Below are 16841 nucleotides of genomic sequence, written 5' to 3'. Positions count from 1 at the left end.
TGAAGACGGAGAACGGAGATCTGAGGACTCGGAACTGAGGACCGATGACGGACGGTCGTCAGAGAGTCACGGTCATGCTTGTGGCGAGGATCGGCTCCTCGTCGACCTCGATGAGGATCGAGTAGTCGCCCGGTTGCGAGAAGGTGAGGTTGCTCAGCTCGTTGATGAGGTTGATGCGATGGAGCGGGCTGCCGGATTCGAATTCGCGGTGGATGAGCTCGCTGAGGCGCGTGGGGTCGAGGCCCATGGAGATCTTCACGCGATGTTTGCCGTGCGCGACGTCGGTGAGCGTCATGAACCACACCATGTAGGGGTGCGTGAGAGGGAAGGAGCGGCCCTTGATGTTCGAGAAGACGCCGAGGATGGTGTGTTTACCGGTGGCGGGGTCGATGTGGACACCGTCGCACGTCATCCAGACAAGAAGCTGAGGTTTGGCCTGCACAGTGTGGCAAAATCCCGGCAGCTCGCTGAACTGGCAAAGCTTTTTCTCGGGCGGCGGCGTGATAAAAGCCGCGCGCGTCCAAGCTTTTTCTTGTGTCACGACTCAGCCCCACCAATACCGTAAAGCCCGTGAAGTATATTTTCGTCACAGGCGGTGTGGTTTCATCTTTGGGCAAGGGTCTCACGGCGGGCTCGCTCGGCGCGTTGCTCGAGACGCGCGGGCTGTCCGTGCGCATCCAGAAGTTCGACCCTTACCTCAATGTCGATCCGGGCACGATGAGCCCGTATCAGCACGGCGAGGTTTACGTGCTCGACGACGGCGCGGAGACCGACCTCGACCTCGGTCACTACGAGCGTTTCACGAGCGGCAAACTCAGCCGCGCGAATTCGCTTTCGTCCGGCCAGATCTACGAGGCCGTGATCGCGAAGGAGCGCCGCGGCGATTATCTCGGGAAAACCGTGCAGGTGATCCCGCACGTTACGAACGAGATCAAGGAACGCATCTACAAGGGCGGCAAGGGCGTCGACGTGCTCATCACCGAGATCGGCGGCACGACCGGCGACATCGAGGGCCTGCCGTTCATCGAAGCGCTGCGGCAATTCGCGCTCGAGGTCGGTCCGCGCGAGTGCTGCTTCATCCACGTCACGCTCGTCCCGTGGGTCAACGCCGCGGGCGAGATGAAGACCAAGCCCACGCAGCAATCCGTCGCGAAGCTCCGCGAGATCGGCATCCAGCCACACATGGTCGTGTGTCGTTGCGATCACCCGCTGCCGCTCGAGATGCGCGAGAAAATTTCGATGTTCTGCAACGTCCCCGTGAAGGCCGTCATCGCCGCCGAGGACGTCGAGTCGTCGATCTACGAGCTGCCGCTCATGCTCCAGAAACAGGGCATGGACCAGATCGTGTGCGACCTGCTCGGCATCAAAAACAAGGCGCCCGCGAAAAACATCTGGATCGACATCGTCCACCGCATCAAGTCGCCGAAGCACACGGTGAACATCGGCGTGGTCGGCAAATACATCGAGCTCCAGGACGCCTACAAATCCGTCTACGAGTCGCTCGCGCACGCGGGCATCGCGAACCATTGCCGCGTGAACATCGTCCGCGTCGACGCCGAGGATCTCGAAAATAAGTCCGGCCTCGCCGCGCTGAAGAAGCTCGACGGCATTCTCGTTCCCGGCGGCTTCGGCGATCGCGGCATCGAGGGCAAGATCGCGGCCGCGAAGTTCGCGCGCGAAAACAAGATTCCGTATTGGGGCCTCTGCCTCGGCATGCAGGTCGCCGTGATCGAGTTCACCCGCAACGTCCTCGGCCTGAAGAAAGCGAACTCGATGGAGTTCGACGAGACGACGCCCGATCCGGTCATCGCCCTCATGGACGAGCAGCGCAACGTGGTCCAAAAGGGTGGCACGATGCGCCTCGGCGCCTACGCCTGCCAGCTCAAGGCCGGCACGCTCGCGCGCCGCGCCTACGGCCAGGACACCGTCACCGAGCGCCACCGCCACCGCTACGAGGTGAACAACGACTACCTCGAACGCCTCGAGAAAAAGGGCATGGTCATCTCCGGCTGGAATCCGAAGCGCGGCCTCGTCGAGGTCATCGAGCTGAAGGACCACCCGTGGTTCGTCGGCACGCAGGCGCATCCGGAGTTTCAATCGAAGCCCAACAAGGCGCATCCGCTGTTCGCGTCCTTCATCGCCGCCGCCATCAAGCGCCACGGCGCGAAGAAATGAGTTGAACCACGAATGAACACAAATGAACACCAATGGTTCCGCGCTTCGCGGGTGTTTGGCCATTCGTGTGAATTCGTGTCCATTCGTGGTTAGTTTTCCGTCCTCATGATTTTCGATTCGAAGAAGCTCCTCCTCATCGCCGGCCCGTGTTCGCTCGAGAACGAGACCGTCTGCCGCGCCGTCGCCACGACGCTGAAGCAGCTCGCGGTCGAGCACCGTGAGCTGAACATCATCTTCAAGGGCTCTTTCGACAAAGCCAACCGCACCTCACTCGGCGGCGATCGCGGCACTGGCATGGAGGAAGGGCTGAAACTCCTCGCGCTCATCAAGCGCGAGTTCGGTTTCCCTGTGCTCACCGACATCCACGAGCGTCAGCAAGCGGAGCCCGTCGCCGCCGTGTGCGACGTGTTGCAAATCCCCGCGTTCCTCTGCCGGCAGACCGATCTGCTCCTCGCCGCCGCCGCGACCGGCAAGACGGTGAACGTGAAGAAGGGCCAGTTCCTCTCGCCGCAGGAAATGGAGTTCGTCGTCGGCAAGCTCCGCGATGGCCACGCCGCCGAGATCTGGCAAACCGAGCGCGGCACGACCTTCGGTTATCAGAACCTCGTCGTCGACATGCGCTCCTTCGCGATGATGAAGGCGCTCGGCTATCCCGCGATCTTCGACGCCACGCACAGCGTGCAGCTGCCCGGCGCCGCCGGGGGCAAATCGGGCGGACGCCGCGAATTCGTGCCGCCGCTCGCCAAGGCCGCGCTCGCGGCGGGCGCCGACGGCCTCTTCATCGAGACGCATCCCGATCCCGCCAACGCGATCTCCGACGGCCCGAACATGATTCCACTGCCGGATCTGCCGAAGCTCATCGCGCAATGCCTCGCCATCTGGCGCGCCGCGCGCAGTTGAATTAGTCCGAGCCCGCCACCCTGGCGGGCTTTTTCATACCCGCCGACGCGAACTTTTCCCGCCGGGCGCGGCATTGACCGCTGCGACGCACCGCCGCAATTTCGCGGCAAAGAAACACCCCCATGTCCACGTTCCAGATCGACGTTCCGATGCCCTCGATGGGCGCCACGGTGAGCGAGCTCACCATCATCAACATCGTCGTCGCCCCCGGCACCAAGGTCGCCAAGGGCCAGAAGCTCGCCGAACTCGAGAGCGACAAGTCAGCGTTCGATTTCGAGTCGCCCGCCGAGGGCACGATCGTTGCCGTGAAGGGCAACAAGGGCGAAGTGAAGCGCTCCGGTGAAACGCTCTTCCGCATGGAGACGAGCGATCAAAGCCTGCAGCACCTCGCCATCGCCACCGCGCAACACGACGCCCAAACGGCGGCACACGCCGCCCCGCACGCGCCGGCCGCCGCCGCCAAGGCGCTCGTCTGGACGCCGCGCGCGACGAAGATGGCTCAGGAAGCTGGCCTCGATCCGACGAAGATTTCCGACATCGAAGCCACCGGCCCCGGCGGCCGCGTCTCCGGCGACGACGTCGCGAAATACCTCGCCAGCCGCAAGTGACGAGCGCGTCGGCCGCGGTCCGGCCGAGCGCCGGGCGCCTTGTGTAGGCCGTGAGCTTACTCGCGCCAGTTGGGTCACGGTGCGACCGAACCCACTGTCAGCGGTTTATTTCGCGCCCAGCTCGTAGCCCAGCACGCTCAACGCCGCGACGGCCGCCGTGTCGCAACGCAGCACCAGCGGTCCGAGCGTGACCGGCGCGCAACCGGCCATGACGCACGCGGTGATTTCCGCCGGCGAAAAATCTCCCTCCGGTCCCACCAGCCAGAGCACGCGTTGCGGCGGTCGCCCGTGCTGCGCGCGCCAGTGCTCGACGACGCTCCGCAGCGGCTTCGCTCCAGCGTGCAGGCTGGCGACGAGCTTGAGATCGAAATCCTTCGCGCTTCCCGCGAGCAGCGCGTCGAGCTTCGTCAGCGCGGCGATTTCCGGCACCCACGGGTTGCCGCATTGCTTCGCGGCTTCGATCGCGGCGATGCGCCATTTCTCGATCTTCTTGTCGGCGCGATCGGCATCGAGGTGCACCTGGGTCCGCTCGGTGACGAGCGGCACAATGCGCGCGGCGCCGAGCTCGGTGGCGTGGCGCACGATCTCGTCCATCGTTGCGCCCTTCGGCATCGATTGCGCGAGCGTGATGGCGCAGGGCAAGGGAGCGGCTTGGTGCGTCGATCGCACGCGGAGGACCGCGCCGGCCTTGGCGGGATCGACGCACTCGCATTGCCACTCGCGCCCGTGACCGTCGAACGCCACGACCGGATCGCCGCGCTGGCAACGGTTCACGGCCACGAGGTGGTGACTCTCGTCGGCGCCGAGGCGGATTTCCGTCGCGGTGCCGACCACATCCGGGGCGTAGACGCGAAAGTCGGGCATGGCGGGGGTTGGGTTCGTTGCGGTGGACGCCGCTGCCGCGCGCGGCGTCAGCCTCGGCGCGATCGGCGGCGCAGGAACTGATAGCCGCCGCAAAGCGCGAGACCAAGCGCGAAGGCGATGGTCGTGCTGGGTTCGGGAACGGGCGTAAAGTTCAGGGTCAGTCGATTGTCCGTGAGCGAGACGCTGAACCAATCGGGCGAGACGGTGCCGGCGAAATGCGTGGTGTTGACGGTGAACTTCGCGGCGTCGAAGCCCGTGACGCCGTTGGCCGAGAGAATCGTCCACGATTGGGACTTCGCGGGATCGAAGTTGCTAACTTCGTTGTAGAAGCTCGTCGTGCTGGCGGTTGCGGCGAGGGAGAAGAGGTTGATCGCGATCGGCGCGACCGTGCTGACGGCCGCGAGGTTCCAGGTGCCGGGCGAGGTGAAGCTGTAGGCGGTGGCGCTGACGCCGCCGTTGGCGTCGTTGACGAATCCGATGTTGAACGTCTCGCTGCCCGAAAAATCCAGCGCGGAAAAGCTCCCGGTGCCGGCGGTCAGCGCGAGCCGCAGGGTGGCTTGGTTCTGAATGTTGTAGTCGGCGAGCGTTCGCCCGTCTTCGAGCGTCTGGGCGGCGAAGGAGATGGTTTGGAACATCGGCAGGAGGCCGGAATGGTCCTGGATTTTCGCCTTAACGTTCTCGATCGAGTCGCTCGCTTCGACGTTGAGAGTGATCACCGCGTTGGTGGGCGTGCGGGTGAAAACGGTTATCGCCAAAGCCGACGGCGCCCCGCTGATGCCGAGCAGGAGGAGCGGCAGGAACAGGTAAGTCGATGATGGCCGAAGACGCATGTGCGGCCGCGAAGTTGCTCCGAGCGCGGCTTCGGAGGCAACGGCGTTTTCGTCGGGGCGCCGGCCGCCGCGGGCTTCAAAACAGAGTTTACATCGGACGCCTCGCCCGCTTCTGTGCCGGCCTTGGCTCGCCCGAATGGCGGAATTGGCAGACGCAACGGACTCAAAATCCGTCGCCCTCTAAAGGCGTGTGGGTTCGACCCCCTCTTCGGGCACCAAATTTCTTTCGCGCGGCGAAAGAAATTTGTCCGCCGTAGCCTCGGCGAAGGCGGACCTACGGCGGCGGAAGTCGCGCCGCGACTTCAACTCCGTGGCCGCATGGCCGTCCAGCCGCGCCGCGCCTACTTTTTCGCCGGCTTGGTCGTCGGCTCCTCGACGCCGAGGATGATCAGCTCGCCCGGAGTGGCGCGTCCTTGGCGAACCTTGGCCTGCACGGTGGTAGGGCTGTCGGTCGTGCGACCGAAGAAATTGGCGCCGACCTGGCCCATGCGGTTCAGCGCGATGGTGAAATTCGTGCCGGCGGCGCGGATGTTGAGATGCGCCACCCAGACGGGCCGGCGCTTTTGGCCGGGTTGTGGGGGCGTCTTGAGATCGTAGGCGCAGACGATGACCAGGTAGCGCTCGCTGGAGAGGTCGGCGCGCAACGTGGCCTCCTCGGCGCTGCCGAACGCCTTCGCGCCGAGCTGGCGCAGCGATTTCGTGTAGCCGAGCAGTTGCGCGTTGCTCGCCTCGCTGAAGTTGCGCGCGGCCTCGTCGTTGAAGCCCTTGATGGTGTCGAAGCTGGGCGAGATTTCCGTCTCGCGCAGCGAGGCGGCGATGTCCGACGGGGAGCCGTCGCCCGCGCCCGCCGTATCGTTGGCCGGCGTGGGGTCCTTGAACAATTGGTCGGCCGCGGTCGACTCGAGGTGCGGCGTGTCGCGCGGGTCGAACGACAGCGTGGTGACGTTCTGCGCATCGCGCAGGGATTGATGCGGCGTCGTGACACCCCAATGGATCACGAGTAGCAGGTCGGCGCTCGCGAGATCCTTGGCCGGCCAGTATTGCTGCCGCGCGAGCTCCGGAGCCAGCGACTCGGCGATCTGCCGGAATCCCGTGCGCTCGAGCGAGCCGTCGGCGGTGATGCCGCCGAAGAAGCTGCCTTCGCCGAAGACGTAACTCTCGGGACGCACTTGGTCGCCGCCGAACTTGCGTTGCGTGTAGCTGTCGTTGGCGCGGGCACTGACCACGACATGGTCGTCGGCGCGGCTCTCTCGCGCGGCAATGACGGCCGTGACCAGCACGAGCAGCATGCGGAGCGCGGGGTTCGGACTCATTGGGGCGGGGGCAAGCGATTTGAGAACAGCGACGCGGTCGATTCAAGGACGACAGGCCCTCGCTTCGTCGGTCAGTCCGAATGGTGCGCCTCTGGCTGCGCGAGGAAGGGCAGCGGTTCGCTCTCCGTGTGCGTCGCAACGGCGAGGCGTCCGATCAGCGGGGCGGCGTCCAGCGCGCGCTCAGTTTGCTTCCGCGCCCGCCACGAGCAGAAAGGCGTTTAATGCCGGATCGGGCGGGGCATCTTTTCGCCAGCCGAGCACGAGCCGGCTTTCCGGCGCTGGACCGTCGAGCGGACGAAAACTGACTTCCGCCGGCAGATGGCGCGCTTCGGAGGGGCACATGAAAGTCGCGCCGAGCCCGGCGCGCACGAGACCGATGGCGTTGGCGCGCGGCCACACTTCGTCAGCGATGCGCGGCGTGACGCCAGCTTGTTGAAACGCGGCCAGCACGCGGTCGTAGAATCCGGGATTGTGCGCGCGCGGGAACATCACGAAGGGCGTGCCGGCGAGGTCGCGGAGCTTGAGTTTTTTCGCGTGGGCGAGGGGATGCTCGCCGGGCAGGAGGACGCCGTTTTTCTCCCGCAGCAGCACCTTCGTGCGCAGGCCGGCGGGGGTCTGTTCGTCCGGGTGGAAAAAGCCGCACGCGATTTCCCCGGCTTTCAGCGCGTCGAGTTGCGCGGACGTCGGCGACTCGTTCAGCTCCACGCGCACGCCGGGATAGCGGCGGTTGAACTCGCGCAGGATGCCCGGCAGCACCGTCGCCATCGCGAGGCCCGTGAACGCGACGCGCACGTGCCCGGCCTGGCCGCCGGCGAGCGCCTGGATATCGCCAGGCACGGCGGCGAGTGCGCGCAGAAGCGGCTCGATGCGTTCGAGGAACGCCTTGCCGGCGGCCGTCAGTTCCACGCGCCGCTGCGTGCGGTTGAGGAGATCGACGCCGAGAGATGTTTCCAGCTGCGTGATGGCGCGAGACAGCGCCGGTTGCGCGATGGCGAGCGACTCGGCGGCCTTGCGGTAGTGGAGCTGCCGCGCCACTTCGCGGAAGTAGACGAGGTGGCGCAGCTCGAAGGGATATTGATACTCGCGCGGCATCAATCGTGATGAAAGAGGTATTTCCGGTTATGGCAAGAAACTGGTAAGCTCGCGACCGCTTCGAGGCTCACGCCACGGAGCCGCGTTGTTTTTGACCACGGATTTCACGGATTGCACGGATCGGTTTCATCCGTGTTATCCGTGAAATCCGTGGTTCAGTAGTCAATCGCCCGAACCACTTCTCGTTCCTGTTTTTTCCTTCCATGTCCGCTCCCCAATCCCTCTTCGAAAAAGTCTGGGCCGCCCACACGGTCAAGAAACTGGCCAACGGCCAGACGCAGCTGCTCATCGGCACGCACCTCATCCACGAGGTCACGTCGCCGCAGGCCTTCGGCATGTTGCGCGACCTCAAGCTCCCGGTGCTCATGCCGCACCGCACGTTCGCCACGGTGGACCACATCGTGCCGACCGACCAGCTCGTCGAGCCCTACGCCGATCCGCTGGCGCAGGCGATGATGGACGAGCTGCGGAAGAACTGCGCGCAGTTCGGCATCACTTTCTTCGACCGCGCGAGCGGCAAGCAGGGCGTGGTGCACATCGTCGGTCCCGAGCAGGGCATCACCCAGCCCGGCACCACGATCGCGTGCGGCGATTCGCACACGAGCACGCACGGCGCGTTCGGCGCGATCGCGTTCGGCATCGGCACCTCGCAAGTGCGCGACGTGCTCGCCACGCAGACGATGGCGCTCGGCCAGTTGAAAGTCCGCCGCATCGAGGTGAACGGCAAACTCCGCGCCGGCGTCTACGCGAAGGACGTCATCCTCCACATCATCCGCACGCTCGGCGTGAACGGAGGCACCGGTTTCGCTTACGAGTATGCCGGCAGTGTGTTCGACGGCTTCTCGATGGAAGAGCGCATGACCGTCTGCAACATGTCCATCGAGGGCGGCGCGCGCGTCGGCTACGTCAATCCCGACGAGACCACGTTCGCCTACCTGAAGGGCCGTCCGTATTCGCCGACCGGCGCCGCGTGGGACGAGGCGGTGGTGCGCTGGAAATCCTTCGCGAGCGACGCCGGCTGCCGCTACGACGACATCGTGAAAATCGACGCCGCCGACATCGCGCCGACCGTCACCTGGGGCATCAATCCCGGCCAGGGCATCTCGATCTCCGAGAACATTCCGAGCCCGGACACCGCCACTTCCGCCGACGACAAGGCCGGGATCATCGAGGCGCTCGCTTACATGAAGTTGCCCGCGGGCGCGCCCATCAAGGGCACGAAGATCGACGTCGCGTTTCTCGGCTCGTGCACCAACGGCCGCCTCTCGGACTTCCGCGAAGTCGCCAAATACGTCAAAGGCAAGCGCGTCGCGCCCGGCGTGAAGGCCATCGCCGTGCCCGGCTCGCAAATCGTCGCGCTCCAGTGCGAGAAGGAAGGCATCGACAAGGTCCTCGCCGAAGCCGGCTTCGAGTGGCGCGGCGCCGGTTGCTCGATGTGCCTCGCGATGAATCCCGACAAACTCGTCGGCGACCAACTCTGCGCCAGCTCGTCGAACCGCAACTTCAAGGGCCGCCAAGGCTCCGTCACCGGCCGCACGATCCTGATGAGTCCCGTCATGGTCGCCGCCGCCGCCGTCACCGGCACCGTGGCGGATGCGCGCGAAGTCTTCGCGGTTAACTGAGCTATCAGCTCCCAGCGCTCAGCAATCAGCTCCAAGCCCGCTGTCTCTCAACTCTCAGCCCTCAACTCTCAATTTTCATGGCTCTCGCCAAAATCACCTCCGTCACCGGCCGCGCGGTTTCCGTGCCCGGCAACGACATCGACACCGACCGCATCATCCCGGCGCGCTTCATGAAGTGCGTCACGTTCGACGGTCTCGGTGAGTTCCTCTTCCACGACGTCCGCCACAACCCGGACGGCTCCAAGGCCGCGCACCCGCTCAATGAGCAGCGCTTCGCCGGCGCGACGATTCTGCTCTCCGGCGCCAATTTCGGCTGCGGCTCCTCCCGCGAGCACGCGCCGCAGGCGATCCAGAAATACGGTTTCAAGGCCGTCATCGCGGAAAATTTCGCCGAGATTTTTTTCGGCAACAGCACGACGCTCGGCATGCCGTGCGTCAGCGCGAAGCGCGAGGACATCGCCAAGCTCGCCGCGTTCGTGGAGGCCAATCCGACCGCTGAAATCACGATCGACCTCGCGAAGCTCGAAGTGCGCTTCGGCGGCGCGAGCGTGCCGATTACGCAGCGCGACAGCGCGCGCGACGCGCTCGTGAACGGCCGCTGGGACGCCATCGGCGAACTCCTCGACGGCATCCCGGCGGTGAAGGACACCGCGAAGAAGCTGCCGTATCTGGCGGTGTGACCGAGTAGCGCAGGCTTCCAGCCTGCAGCGAACGTCAGAGCAGGCTGGAAGCCTGCGCTACGACTATTTTGCACCGACGAAGGGCGCAGCAAGACTGCGCCCCTATCAAAACAGTCTCGGGCGGCGGCTCGTCGGGGACGACTCGCCCTACCTTTCCTCTGCGGCGCGTTTGCCCTGCTTCAGCTCGTGCGAGAGCATGAGGAGCGAGGCGCCGAGGATCATCGCGGCGCCGAGCCATAGGTAGCCGCTCGGTGCGTAGCCGAAGAATAGCCAGCCGGCCGCGACGTTCAACGGCAGCTTCAGGTCGTCGAAGGGTTGCACGTAGGCGGCGTCGGCGACGGAGTAGGCGAGCGTCAGGAAATGTTGAGCGGCGGCCGTCAGGACTCCTGCGGCCACGAGGAGCGCGAGCGCCGCGCCGGTGGGCAGGCCGAGTCCGGCGCCGCTGCCGAGCGCGAGCAGGCCGTTGAGCGGCGTGAGCAGGAGCAGCAGCCAGACGGTGATCGTTTCGGGGCGTTCCTGATGGGTGAGCCGTTTCATCATCAGCGAGGCCACGCCCCAGAGCAGGGCGGCCGCGATTGGCAGCAGGCTGTAAGCCGTGAAGGCGTCGGACCAAGGCTGCAGGATGATCATCACGCCGGCGAAGCCGACGCTCGTGGCCAGCCAGCGCATCGCGCCGACCTTCTCGTGGAGAAACAGCCGCGCGCCCACGATGACGAAGAACGGCGAAGTCATGACCAAGGCGATCGCCTGCCAGATCGGAACGTGCGCGAGGCCGGCGACCCACGCCTGGACGCCGAGCGCGGCGAGTGCGACGCGAATCAGGTGATAAACCGGACGCGACGTGCGCATGGCGCCGAGCCCGAGTTTGCGCAACAGCGGCAGCGCGAGCACCAAGGCGAAGGCGTATTGCCAGAACGCCACGGTGGCGGGCGCGAGCGAGAGTCGCATCGTCAGCCATTGCGTCGCGACGTTGAGGAGCGCGAAGGCAACGCCGGCGAGCACCATCCAACTCGCGCCGGCGATGGCGCGTCCGGCGGACGGAGCCGCGAGTGTTCCGCGGCCGCTCACTTCGTCGCGGTTTCGCGGTATTGGCCGAGTTCGCGGTAGCGCTCGTAGCGGTCGTCGAGGAGCTGCTCCTCGGACTTTTCCAGCAACTCGTCCAAGTGGCGCTTGAAGGCGGCCTTCAGCGCGGTGGCGGCGGCGGCGGGGTCGTTGTGCGCGCCGCCGAGCGGCTCGGGGATGACTTCGTCGACGACGCCGAGTTCCTTGAGGTTGGCGGCGTTCAGTTTCAACGCCTCGGCGGCCTTGGGTGCTTGGGCGCGGTCCTTCCAGAGGATGGCGGCGCAGCCTTCGGGGGAGATGACGGAGTAGTAGGCGTTTTCGAACACCAGCACGCGGTCCGTGACAGCGATGCCGAGCGCGCCGCCGGAGCCGCCTTCGCCGACGACGACGGCGATCGAGGGGACTTTGAGCAGGGCCATCTCGCGGAGGTTGACGGCGATGGCTTCGGAGACGTGGCGGGCCTCGGACTCGACGCCGGGGTAGGCGCCCATCGTGTCCACGAAGGTGATGACGGGCAGGCCGAATTTCTCGGCGAGTTTCATCAGGCGGAGGGCCTTGCGATAGCCCTCCGGCTGCGGCATGCCGTAGTTGCGGATGACATTTTCCTTCGCGTCGCGGCCCTTCTGCTGGGCAATGACCATGACGGCGCGGCCCTCGAAGAAGGCGGTGCCGCCGAAGAGGGCGCGGTCGTCGTTGAACTGGCGGTCGCCGTGGAGTTCCTGAAAGTCGCTGAAAAGCGCCTGGATGTAGTCGAGCGCGTAGGGGCGCTTCGGATGACGCGCGACCTGGATGCGCTGCCACGGCGTGAGGGAGGAGTAGATCTCGCGTTTTGTGACCTCGATCTTCTGCTCGATGGCCGAGAGTTCGGCCGACATGTCGATGTTGTTCTCCAGCGATTGCTGGTGCAGCGCGTCGAGCTGTTTTTCCAGTTCGCGGAGCGGCTTCTCGAACTCGAGCAGGTAGGCGGGACGATCCATAAGGTGCGGAGCGTAGGGAGGCGCGCGGGCGCGTGTCAACGGGCGGCCCGAGCGGCCGTGGGGTGGACTGAGCGAGAATTGCCTTGATGGCTAGGGTGTTTTCCCGTGCAGTCTCGGGCGTGAGCCAACCCTCGGGCGATCAATCACCTCCGCAACCGCGAGAAGCGAGTTCGGCGGATGCGTCGCCTCCGGCGGGGGGCAGCTGGCCGCCGTTGCCGCCGTCCGTGGTGAACCGGCTAGTGTCGTCGGCGACGGCGACGCCGTTCGTGCCGGACGAGCGACCGGCGATTTCGCAGATGCCGTTTTCCTGCGTAGTTGATCCGCCGACCAAGAAGGCGCGCGTGCGCATCGTGCCGGCGGAAGAAAAACCGGAAGAGGCTCCGCGCGCGGTCGTCCCCACGGCGCCGCCGAACGGTCCGCGGCCGGCGGTCGTCGCGAATCCGGCGCTGAATGCTCAGACCCGCGTGCTGCTCACGGGCGCGGACGCGACGATCCCGCCCATGCCGGTGCCGATGGCGACCACGCCACCGTTCACGAGCGCGACGAGCACCGCGCCTTTTTCCGGAACGCCGCCGCCGTTCGAGTTCAATCTGCCGAAGCGGCCGCAGGTGCGTTGGTGGACGGGTTCGACGGTGATCCTGCTCATCGGTTGTCTGGCCGGCATCGTTCAGTATCAGCGGATGCAGCGGGCGAAGCTCGAGGTTCCGCCGCCGCCCGCAGCGGCGCCGCGTGCGGCGGAGGACAAGGCCGGGGGCGCGGCCGCCAGCTCCACCTCGGTTGCGACGCCTTTCACCGCGTTAAAGCAGGCGAAGGAGACCATCAAGGACGCCGGTGAGAAGCACAAGGCGGCCTACGACCTCGTCGAAAAGATGCTCGATGATCCGAATGCCGCGGTCGATGGCGCGCCGAAGCCCGTGGTGGCTCCGTCGGTGACGCCGACGCCCGAGCCGGAGGTGACGAACAAGCCGAAGCGCGATGCGGTCGCGGTGCTGCTCGGCAGCGACGGCGAGTTTGTGGTGCCGGCCGGTTCGCCGAAACCGAGCCTGGGATTTGCTCGCTGGTTGAAGGCGGCCAAGATCGGTGGAACCCGCCTCACCGGCCAGCCGCGCGTGCTGATTGGCGCGAGCGCGTATACCTTTGGCGACGTCGTCGAACTCAATCTCGGCGTCGTGCTCGACGGCTACAACGCCGAGACGCGATCGCTCCGCTTCAAGGAGCCGTCCGGCGCGGTGATCGAACGACGGATCTGAGCGCGGCGCGCGCCCAGCGGGGCGTCTTCGGCGCGAGGTTCGCGATGGCTCACAGGCCGCCTTGGTGGGCGGCGGGATTTTTCAGCTGGTCCTTCCAGCTCGCGATTTTCGCCTGAGCTCCGAAGTGCTCGGCTTTGGCCTTGTCGCCTTTTTCCATCCAGACGCGCGACAGGGTGGTGTTGATGAAGAGGTCGTCGGGCTGCAGGCGATGCGCTTGCTCGGCGGCGTGGAGGGCGTCGTCGAAGCGGCGCAGGCCGAAATTGATCTCAGCGGCGGCGTGCCACGCCGCGAACGAGTCGGGCGCGGCGGCGGTGGCGCGCGCGAGCTTGGCGAGGGCGTCGTCGTTGGCGCCCATGGTGTAGTCGAAGGTGGCGTCTTCGATCAGGTGTTGGAGCTCGTCGGCGGTCACGCGGCGCAACGTAGCAAGGTGCGGCCAAAAAGAAAGGACGGCCTCGCGGGCCGTCCTGTTTGCGTGGAGAAAATTGTTGGGAGAACTCAGCTCTTCGCGGCGGCGGCGGGCTTGTAGCCGGCTTCGATGGCGATGTTCAGCGTGACTTCGTCGCCGAGGATCTTCGGGCCGTAGGAGACGCCGAAGTCATTGCGGTTGATCTTCGCGGTGGCTTCCCAACCGGAAACGGTCGCGCCGCCCATGCCGGGGCCGGTGCCGAGGAGCGTGACTTGGAGGGTGACGGGCTTGGTCGTGCCCTTGATCGTGAGGTCGCCGGCGACGTCGAAAGTGTTCTCGCCGGTCTTTTTCCACGACGTGGACTTGAAGGTGGCGGTCGGGAACTTGGCCTCGTCGAAGAAGTCGGGGCTCTTCAGGTGGCCTTCGCGCTTCTCGTTGGCGGTGCTGACGGAGCCGACGGCGACGGTGGCCTCGACGCTGCTCGATTCGGGCGCGGCGGCGTCGAAGGTGATGGAGCCTTCGACCTTGGCGAAGCTCGCGGAGAACTTCGAGACGAGGTGGCGGATGCTGAAGCCGACGGACGAGTGCGTCGCGTCGATCTTGTAGGTGACGGCGTCGGCGCGCGCGGCGACGACGAGGGCGAGGGTGGCAACAAGGGTAAGGAGACGTTTCATTTGGTTCAGAGGTTGAGGACGCAGACGGGTAGCCCGGTTTGTTGCGGTTGCAACTAATTTATTCGAGCGGGTTCTTCGCCGCACCTGGAGGCTGTTTGCACTCGCCAGTGTGTGCGCGGGTGAGCCCTGGCCAATTTGCCGTATTACGGCAAATTGCCGGGGCGAGGCAGGGCGATGCGGCCTCTGTTTTTTAGAGGATGAGCATCGCGTCGCCGTAGCTGAGGAAACGGTAGCCGCGCGCGGCGGCCTCGGCGTAGATCTCGCGGAACCACGCGATGCCGTCCGTGCTGCCGGGCGCGAGAAAAGCGGCGACGAGGCAGAGCAGGGTGGAGCGGGGCTGGTGGAAGTTCGTGATCAGCGCGTCGACGGCGGCGAACGTCGCGGGCGGGTGGATGTAGATGTCGGCCTCGCCGAGGTAGTCGCGTCCGAGCGGTGCCGCGTGGCGGCGGCGGAAATCTTCAAGCGTGCGCAGGGACGTCGTGCCGACGGCGATGCGGCGTGGCGCGGCATTGTCGGGAGCGGTGGGAGCGAAGAGCGCGGCTTGGGTGGCGGCGGGGACCTCGTAGACCTCGCGGTGGATGACGTGGTCCTCGACGTTCTCGGCGGCGATGGGGCGAAACGTGCCGAGGCCCACGTGCAACGTGACGTCGGCAAAGCGCACGCCGGCGCCGGCAAGTTGCCCGAGTAGTTGCGGCGTGAAATGCAGGCCGGCAGTGGGCGCGGCGGCGGCGACTTGGTGCGCGCGGTCGGCGTAGACGGTTTGGTAGCGCTCGCGATCGATGGCCTTCGCGGAATCGTCGCCGCGTTCGGTGATGTAAGGCGGCAGCGGCATCTCGCCGATGCGGTTGGCGATCGTGAGGATGTCAGCGCCGCCGTCGCCGACGAACGCGACGCGGAAGAGTCCCTCGGCATTCTTTTCGCGCACAGTGGCGGCGAACTGGCCGGGGAGGCCGAAGGTCTCGCCGGGAGGGACCTTCCGGCCGGGACGCAGCAGGCACCACCACTCGTCGTGTGCGTTGACGGCGGGACGCAGCAGGAGGCACTCGACCGCGCCGCCGGTCGGGCGGCGGGCGTGCAGGCGCGCGGGGATGACGGCGGCGTTGTTGCGGAACAGCGTGTCGCCCGCGCGCAGGTAGTCGCCGATTTCGCGGAAATGCCGGTGCTCGATGCGCCGCTCGGCGCGGTGCACGACGAGCAGGCGCGAGGCGTCGCGTTGCACGGCGGGCGTTTGCGCGATGAGGTGCTCGGGGAGCGGGTAGTCGAAGAGATCGGTTTTCACGAAGTCCGAGCGGTCTTTGTTTCCCGGCTGGAGTTGGCGGTCAAGTGCTGGCAACCGTCGGAGATGTCCGCCGCGCCGCCAACCTGGAAAACACCCGCGCTGTGGCTCGTCGCGGTCGCGTGCGGCCTGCCGTGGGTCACGCCGCCCGTGGCGTTGTTCGCGGGGCTGGTGTTTGCGGTGTTCATTGGCAACACCGACGCGAAGCGCGCGGCGAAGGTGCAGAAATACCTGTTGCAGGCTTCGGTCGTCGGACTGGGTTTCGGCATCCAATTCAGCGCGGTGATGAAGGCCGGTTCGACTGGCGTCGTCACGACCGCGCTCACCCTGGCTGCGACGATCGGATTCGGAGTGTTGCTCGCGCGGTGGTTCGCAGTCGAGCGGACGACGGGGCAGCTCATTTCAACGGGCACGGCGATCTGCGGCGGCAGTGCCATCGCGGCGATGGGGCCGGTGCTCGGCGCGGAGGCGGGAGTGATGTCGGTGGCGCTGGGTTGCGTGTTCGTGCTGAACGCCGTGGCGCTTTTCCTTTTTCCGGCGATCGGTCACCTGGTTGGGCTGACGCCGGAGCAGTTCGGCTATTGGGCCGCCATCGCCATCCACGACACGAGTTCGGTCGTGGGTGCGGCGGCGAAATACTCCGCGGCTTCGCTCGCCATCGCGGTGCCGGTGAAATTGGCGCGCGCGCTGTGGATTCTGCCTCTGGTGGCGGTCGCGGCGTGGAAGGAGAAGCAGCGCGGTGCGAAGGCCGTGATTCCGTGGTTTGTGCTGCTGTTCATCGCGGCTTCGGCGCTCGCATCGGCGTTTCCCGCCGGGGCCCCAGTGTATCAATTCTGGGTCAGCGCGGCCAAGGCGGGGCTCGCTGTCACGCTGTTTCTCATTGGGGCCAGCCTCTCCCGGGAAAATCTCCGCTCCGTCGGCTGGCGGCCATTTGCGATGGGAATCACGCTGTGGCTGGCAGTTAGCGTGGTTTCGCTGCTCGTGATCCGTCGCGCGGTCTAAGTGCTGTCATAAAGAAAGACCGCCGTTGACCGATTCTCCTCTGACCCGCAGAAATTCGCCCGTCTCTTTTCTCGAATGACGTCGAGCCTCAAGCTCTCCCTTCACCTCTT

Annotated in this window: 18 protein-coding genes and 1 tRNA gene; 8 read left to right on the top strand and 11 right to left on the bottom strand. The window is 65.9% G+C overall.

Annotated features, from left to right (window positions below):
* Positions 1 to 58: 58 nt before the first annotated feature.
* Entirely contained in the window at positions 59 to 442 is a 384-nt protein-coding gene (locus HZA32_18395; GenBank protein MBI5426047.1) for a hypothetical protein, read from the bottom strand.
* Positions 443 to 570: 128 nt separating this feature from the next.
* On the opposite strand from HZA32_18395, the gene HZA32_18390 reads away from it, so the two are divergent.
* From HZA32_18390 to HZA32_18380, 3 genes are all read left to right on the top strand, one after another.
* Positions 571 to 2175, top strand: coding sequence for a CTP synthase (locus HZA32_18390; protein MBI5426046.1), 1605 nt, complete (start codon positions 571 to 573; stop codon positions 2173 to 2175).
* Positions 2176 to 2280: 105 nt separating this feature from the next.
* A complete protein-coding gene (gene kdsA / locus HZA32_18385; protein MBI5426045.1) occupies positions 2281 to 3075 on the top strand; it encodes a 3-deoxy-8-phosphooctulonate synthase in 795 nt (264 codons plus the stop codon).
* 122 nt (positions 3076 to 3197) lie between these two features.
* The gene (locus HZA32_18380) at positions 3198 to 3683 is read left to right on the top strand and encodes an E3 binding domain-containing protein (protein ID MBI5426044.1); all 486 of its coding nucleotides are present in this window, start codon (positions 3198 to 3200) and stop codon (positions 3681 to 3683) included.
* 105 nt (positions 3684 to 3788) lie between these two features.
* On the opposite strand, the gene HZA32_18375 is transcribed toward HZA32_18380, so the two are convergent.
* A complete protein-coding gene (locus tag HZA32_18375) occupies positions 3789 to 4547 on the bottom strand; it encodes a 16S rRNA (uracil(1498)-N(3))-methyltransferase (GenBank protein ID MBI5426043.1) in 759 nt (252 codons plus the stop codon).
* Between the two features lie 47 nt (positions 4548 to 4594).
* Positions 4595 to 5377, bottom strand: a complete 783-nt coding sequence (locus HZA32_18370) for a PEP-CTERM sorting domain-containing protein (GenBank protein ID MBI5426042.1) — start codon at positions 5375 to 5377, stop codon at positions 4595 to 4597.
* A gap of 130 nt (positions 5378 to 5507) precedes the next feature.
* On the opposite strand from HZA32_18370, the gene HZA32_18365 reads away from it, so the two are divergent.
* Positions 5508 to 5595, top strand: a tRNA-Leu gene (locus HZA32_18365).
* A gap of 123 nt (positions 5596 to 5718) precedes the next feature.
* Here HZA32_18365 and HZA32_18360 read toward each other — a convergent pair.
* Both HZA32_18360 and HZA32_18355 read right to left on the bottom strand, forming a co-directional pair.
* On the bottom strand, positions 5719 to 6690 hold the full coding sequence (locus tag HZA32_18360; protein ID MBI5426041.1) for a hypothetical protein: 972 nt from the start codon (positions 6688 to 6690) through the stop codon (positions 5719 to 5721).
* Positions 6691 to 6870: 180 nt separating this feature from the next.
* Positions 6871 to 7782 carry a LysR family transcriptional regulator gene (locus tag HZA32_18355; protein ID MBI5426040.1) on the bottom strand — a complete coding sequence of 304 codons (912 nt, stop codon included), beginning with the start codon at positions 7780 to 7782 and terminating at the stop codon, positions 6871 to 6873.
* Positions 7783 to 7985: 203 nt separating this feature from the next.
* Here HZA32_18355 and leuC point away from each other — a divergent pair, with 203 nt between their 5' ends.
* The gene (gene leuC / locus HZA32_18350) at positions 7986 to 9404 is read left to right on the top strand and encodes a 3-isopropylmalate dehydratase large subunit (GenBank protein MBI5426039.1); all 1419 of its coding nucleotides are present in this window, start codon (positions 7986 to 7988) and stop codon (positions 9402 to 9404) included.
* Positions 9405 to 9481: 77 nt separating this feature from the next.
* A complete protein-coding gene (leuD, locus tag HZA32_18345) occupies positions 9482 to 10084 on the top strand; it encodes a 3-isopropylmalate dehydratase small subunit (GenBank protein MBI5426038.1) in 603 nt (200 codons plus the stop codon).
* Positions 10085 to 10231: 147 nt separating this feature from the next.
* On the opposite strand, the gene HZA32_18340 is transcribed toward leuD, so the two are convergent.
* The 3 genes from HZA32_18340 to HZA32_18330 form a co-directional block, all read right to left on the bottom strand.
* A complete protein-coding gene (locus tag HZA32_18340) occupies positions 10232 to 11089 on the bottom strand; it encodes a DMT family transporter (GenBank protein ID MBI5426037.1) in 858 nt (285 codons plus the stop codon).
* A gap of 59 nt (positions 11090 to 11148) precedes the next feature.
* Positions 11149 to 12123: an acetyl-CoA carboxylase carboxyltransferase subunit alpha gene (locus HZA32_18335; GenBank protein MBI5426036.1), complete on the bottom strand. Its 975-nt coding sequence runs from the start codon at positions 12121 to 12123 to the stop codon at positions 11149 to 11151.
* 139 nt (positions 12124 to 12262) lie between these two features.
* Positions 12263 to 12472, bottom strand: coding sequence for a hypothetical protein (locus tag HZA32_18330; protein ID MBI5426035.1), 210 nt, complete (start codon positions 12470 to 12472; stop codon positions 12263 to 12265).
* Between HZA32_18330 and HZA32_18325 the strand changes: the two genes are divergently transcribed.
* Positions 12465 to 13373 (top strand): hypothetical protein, encoded by a 909-nt coding sequence (locus tag HZA32_18325; GenBank protein ID MBI5426034.1) that lies wholly within the window; start codon positions 12465 to 12467, stop codon positions 13371 to 13373. The two genes, HZA32_18330 and HZA32_18325, sit on opposite strands and share 8 nt — an antisense overlap.
* 49 nt (positions 13374 to 13422) lie before the next feature.
* On the opposite strand, the gene HZA32_18320 is transcribed toward HZA32_18325, so the two are convergent.
* The 3 genes from HZA32_18320 to queA form a co-directional block, all read right to left on the bottom strand.
* Positions 13423 to 13782 (bottom strand): hypothetical protein, encoded by a 360-nt coding sequence (locus HZA32_18320; protein ID MBI5426033.1) that lies wholly within the window; start codon positions 13780 to 13782, stop codon positions 13423 to 13425.
* 86 nt (positions 13783 to 13868) lie between these two features.
* A complete protein-coding gene (locus HZA32_18315) occupies positions 13869 to 14453 on the bottom strand; it encodes a YceI family protein (GenBank protein MBI5426032.1) in 585 nt (194 codons plus the stop codon).
* A 190-nt stretch (positions 14454 to 14643) separates the two neighbouring features.
* Positions 14644 to 15732, bottom strand: a complete 1089-nt coding sequence (gene queA, locus HZA32_18310) for a tRNA preQ1(34) S-adenosylmethionine ribosyltransferase-isomerase QueA (GenBank protein MBI5426031.1) — start codon at positions 15730 to 15732, stop codon at positions 14644 to 14646.
* Between the two features lie 63 nt (positions 15733 to 15795).
* Between queA and HZA32_18305 the strand changes: the two genes are divergently transcribed.
* Positions 15796 to 16731 carry a putative sulfate exporter family transporter gene (locus HZA32_18305; GenBank protein ID MBI5426030.1) on the top strand — a complete coding sequence of 312 codons (936 nt, stop codon included), beginning with the start codon at positions 15796 to 15798 and terminating at the stop codon, positions 16729 to 16731.
* Positions 16732 to 16841 lie beyond the last annotated feature (110 nt).

Source organism: Opitutia bacterium (genome assembly GCA_016217545.1).
GTDB lineage: Bacteria > Verrucomicrobiota > Verrucomicrobiia > Opitutales > Opitutaceae > Didemnitutus.
Note: the sequence above shows the minus strand (reverse complement) of the source record. Positions and strands in the feature narration are given on the sequence as shown.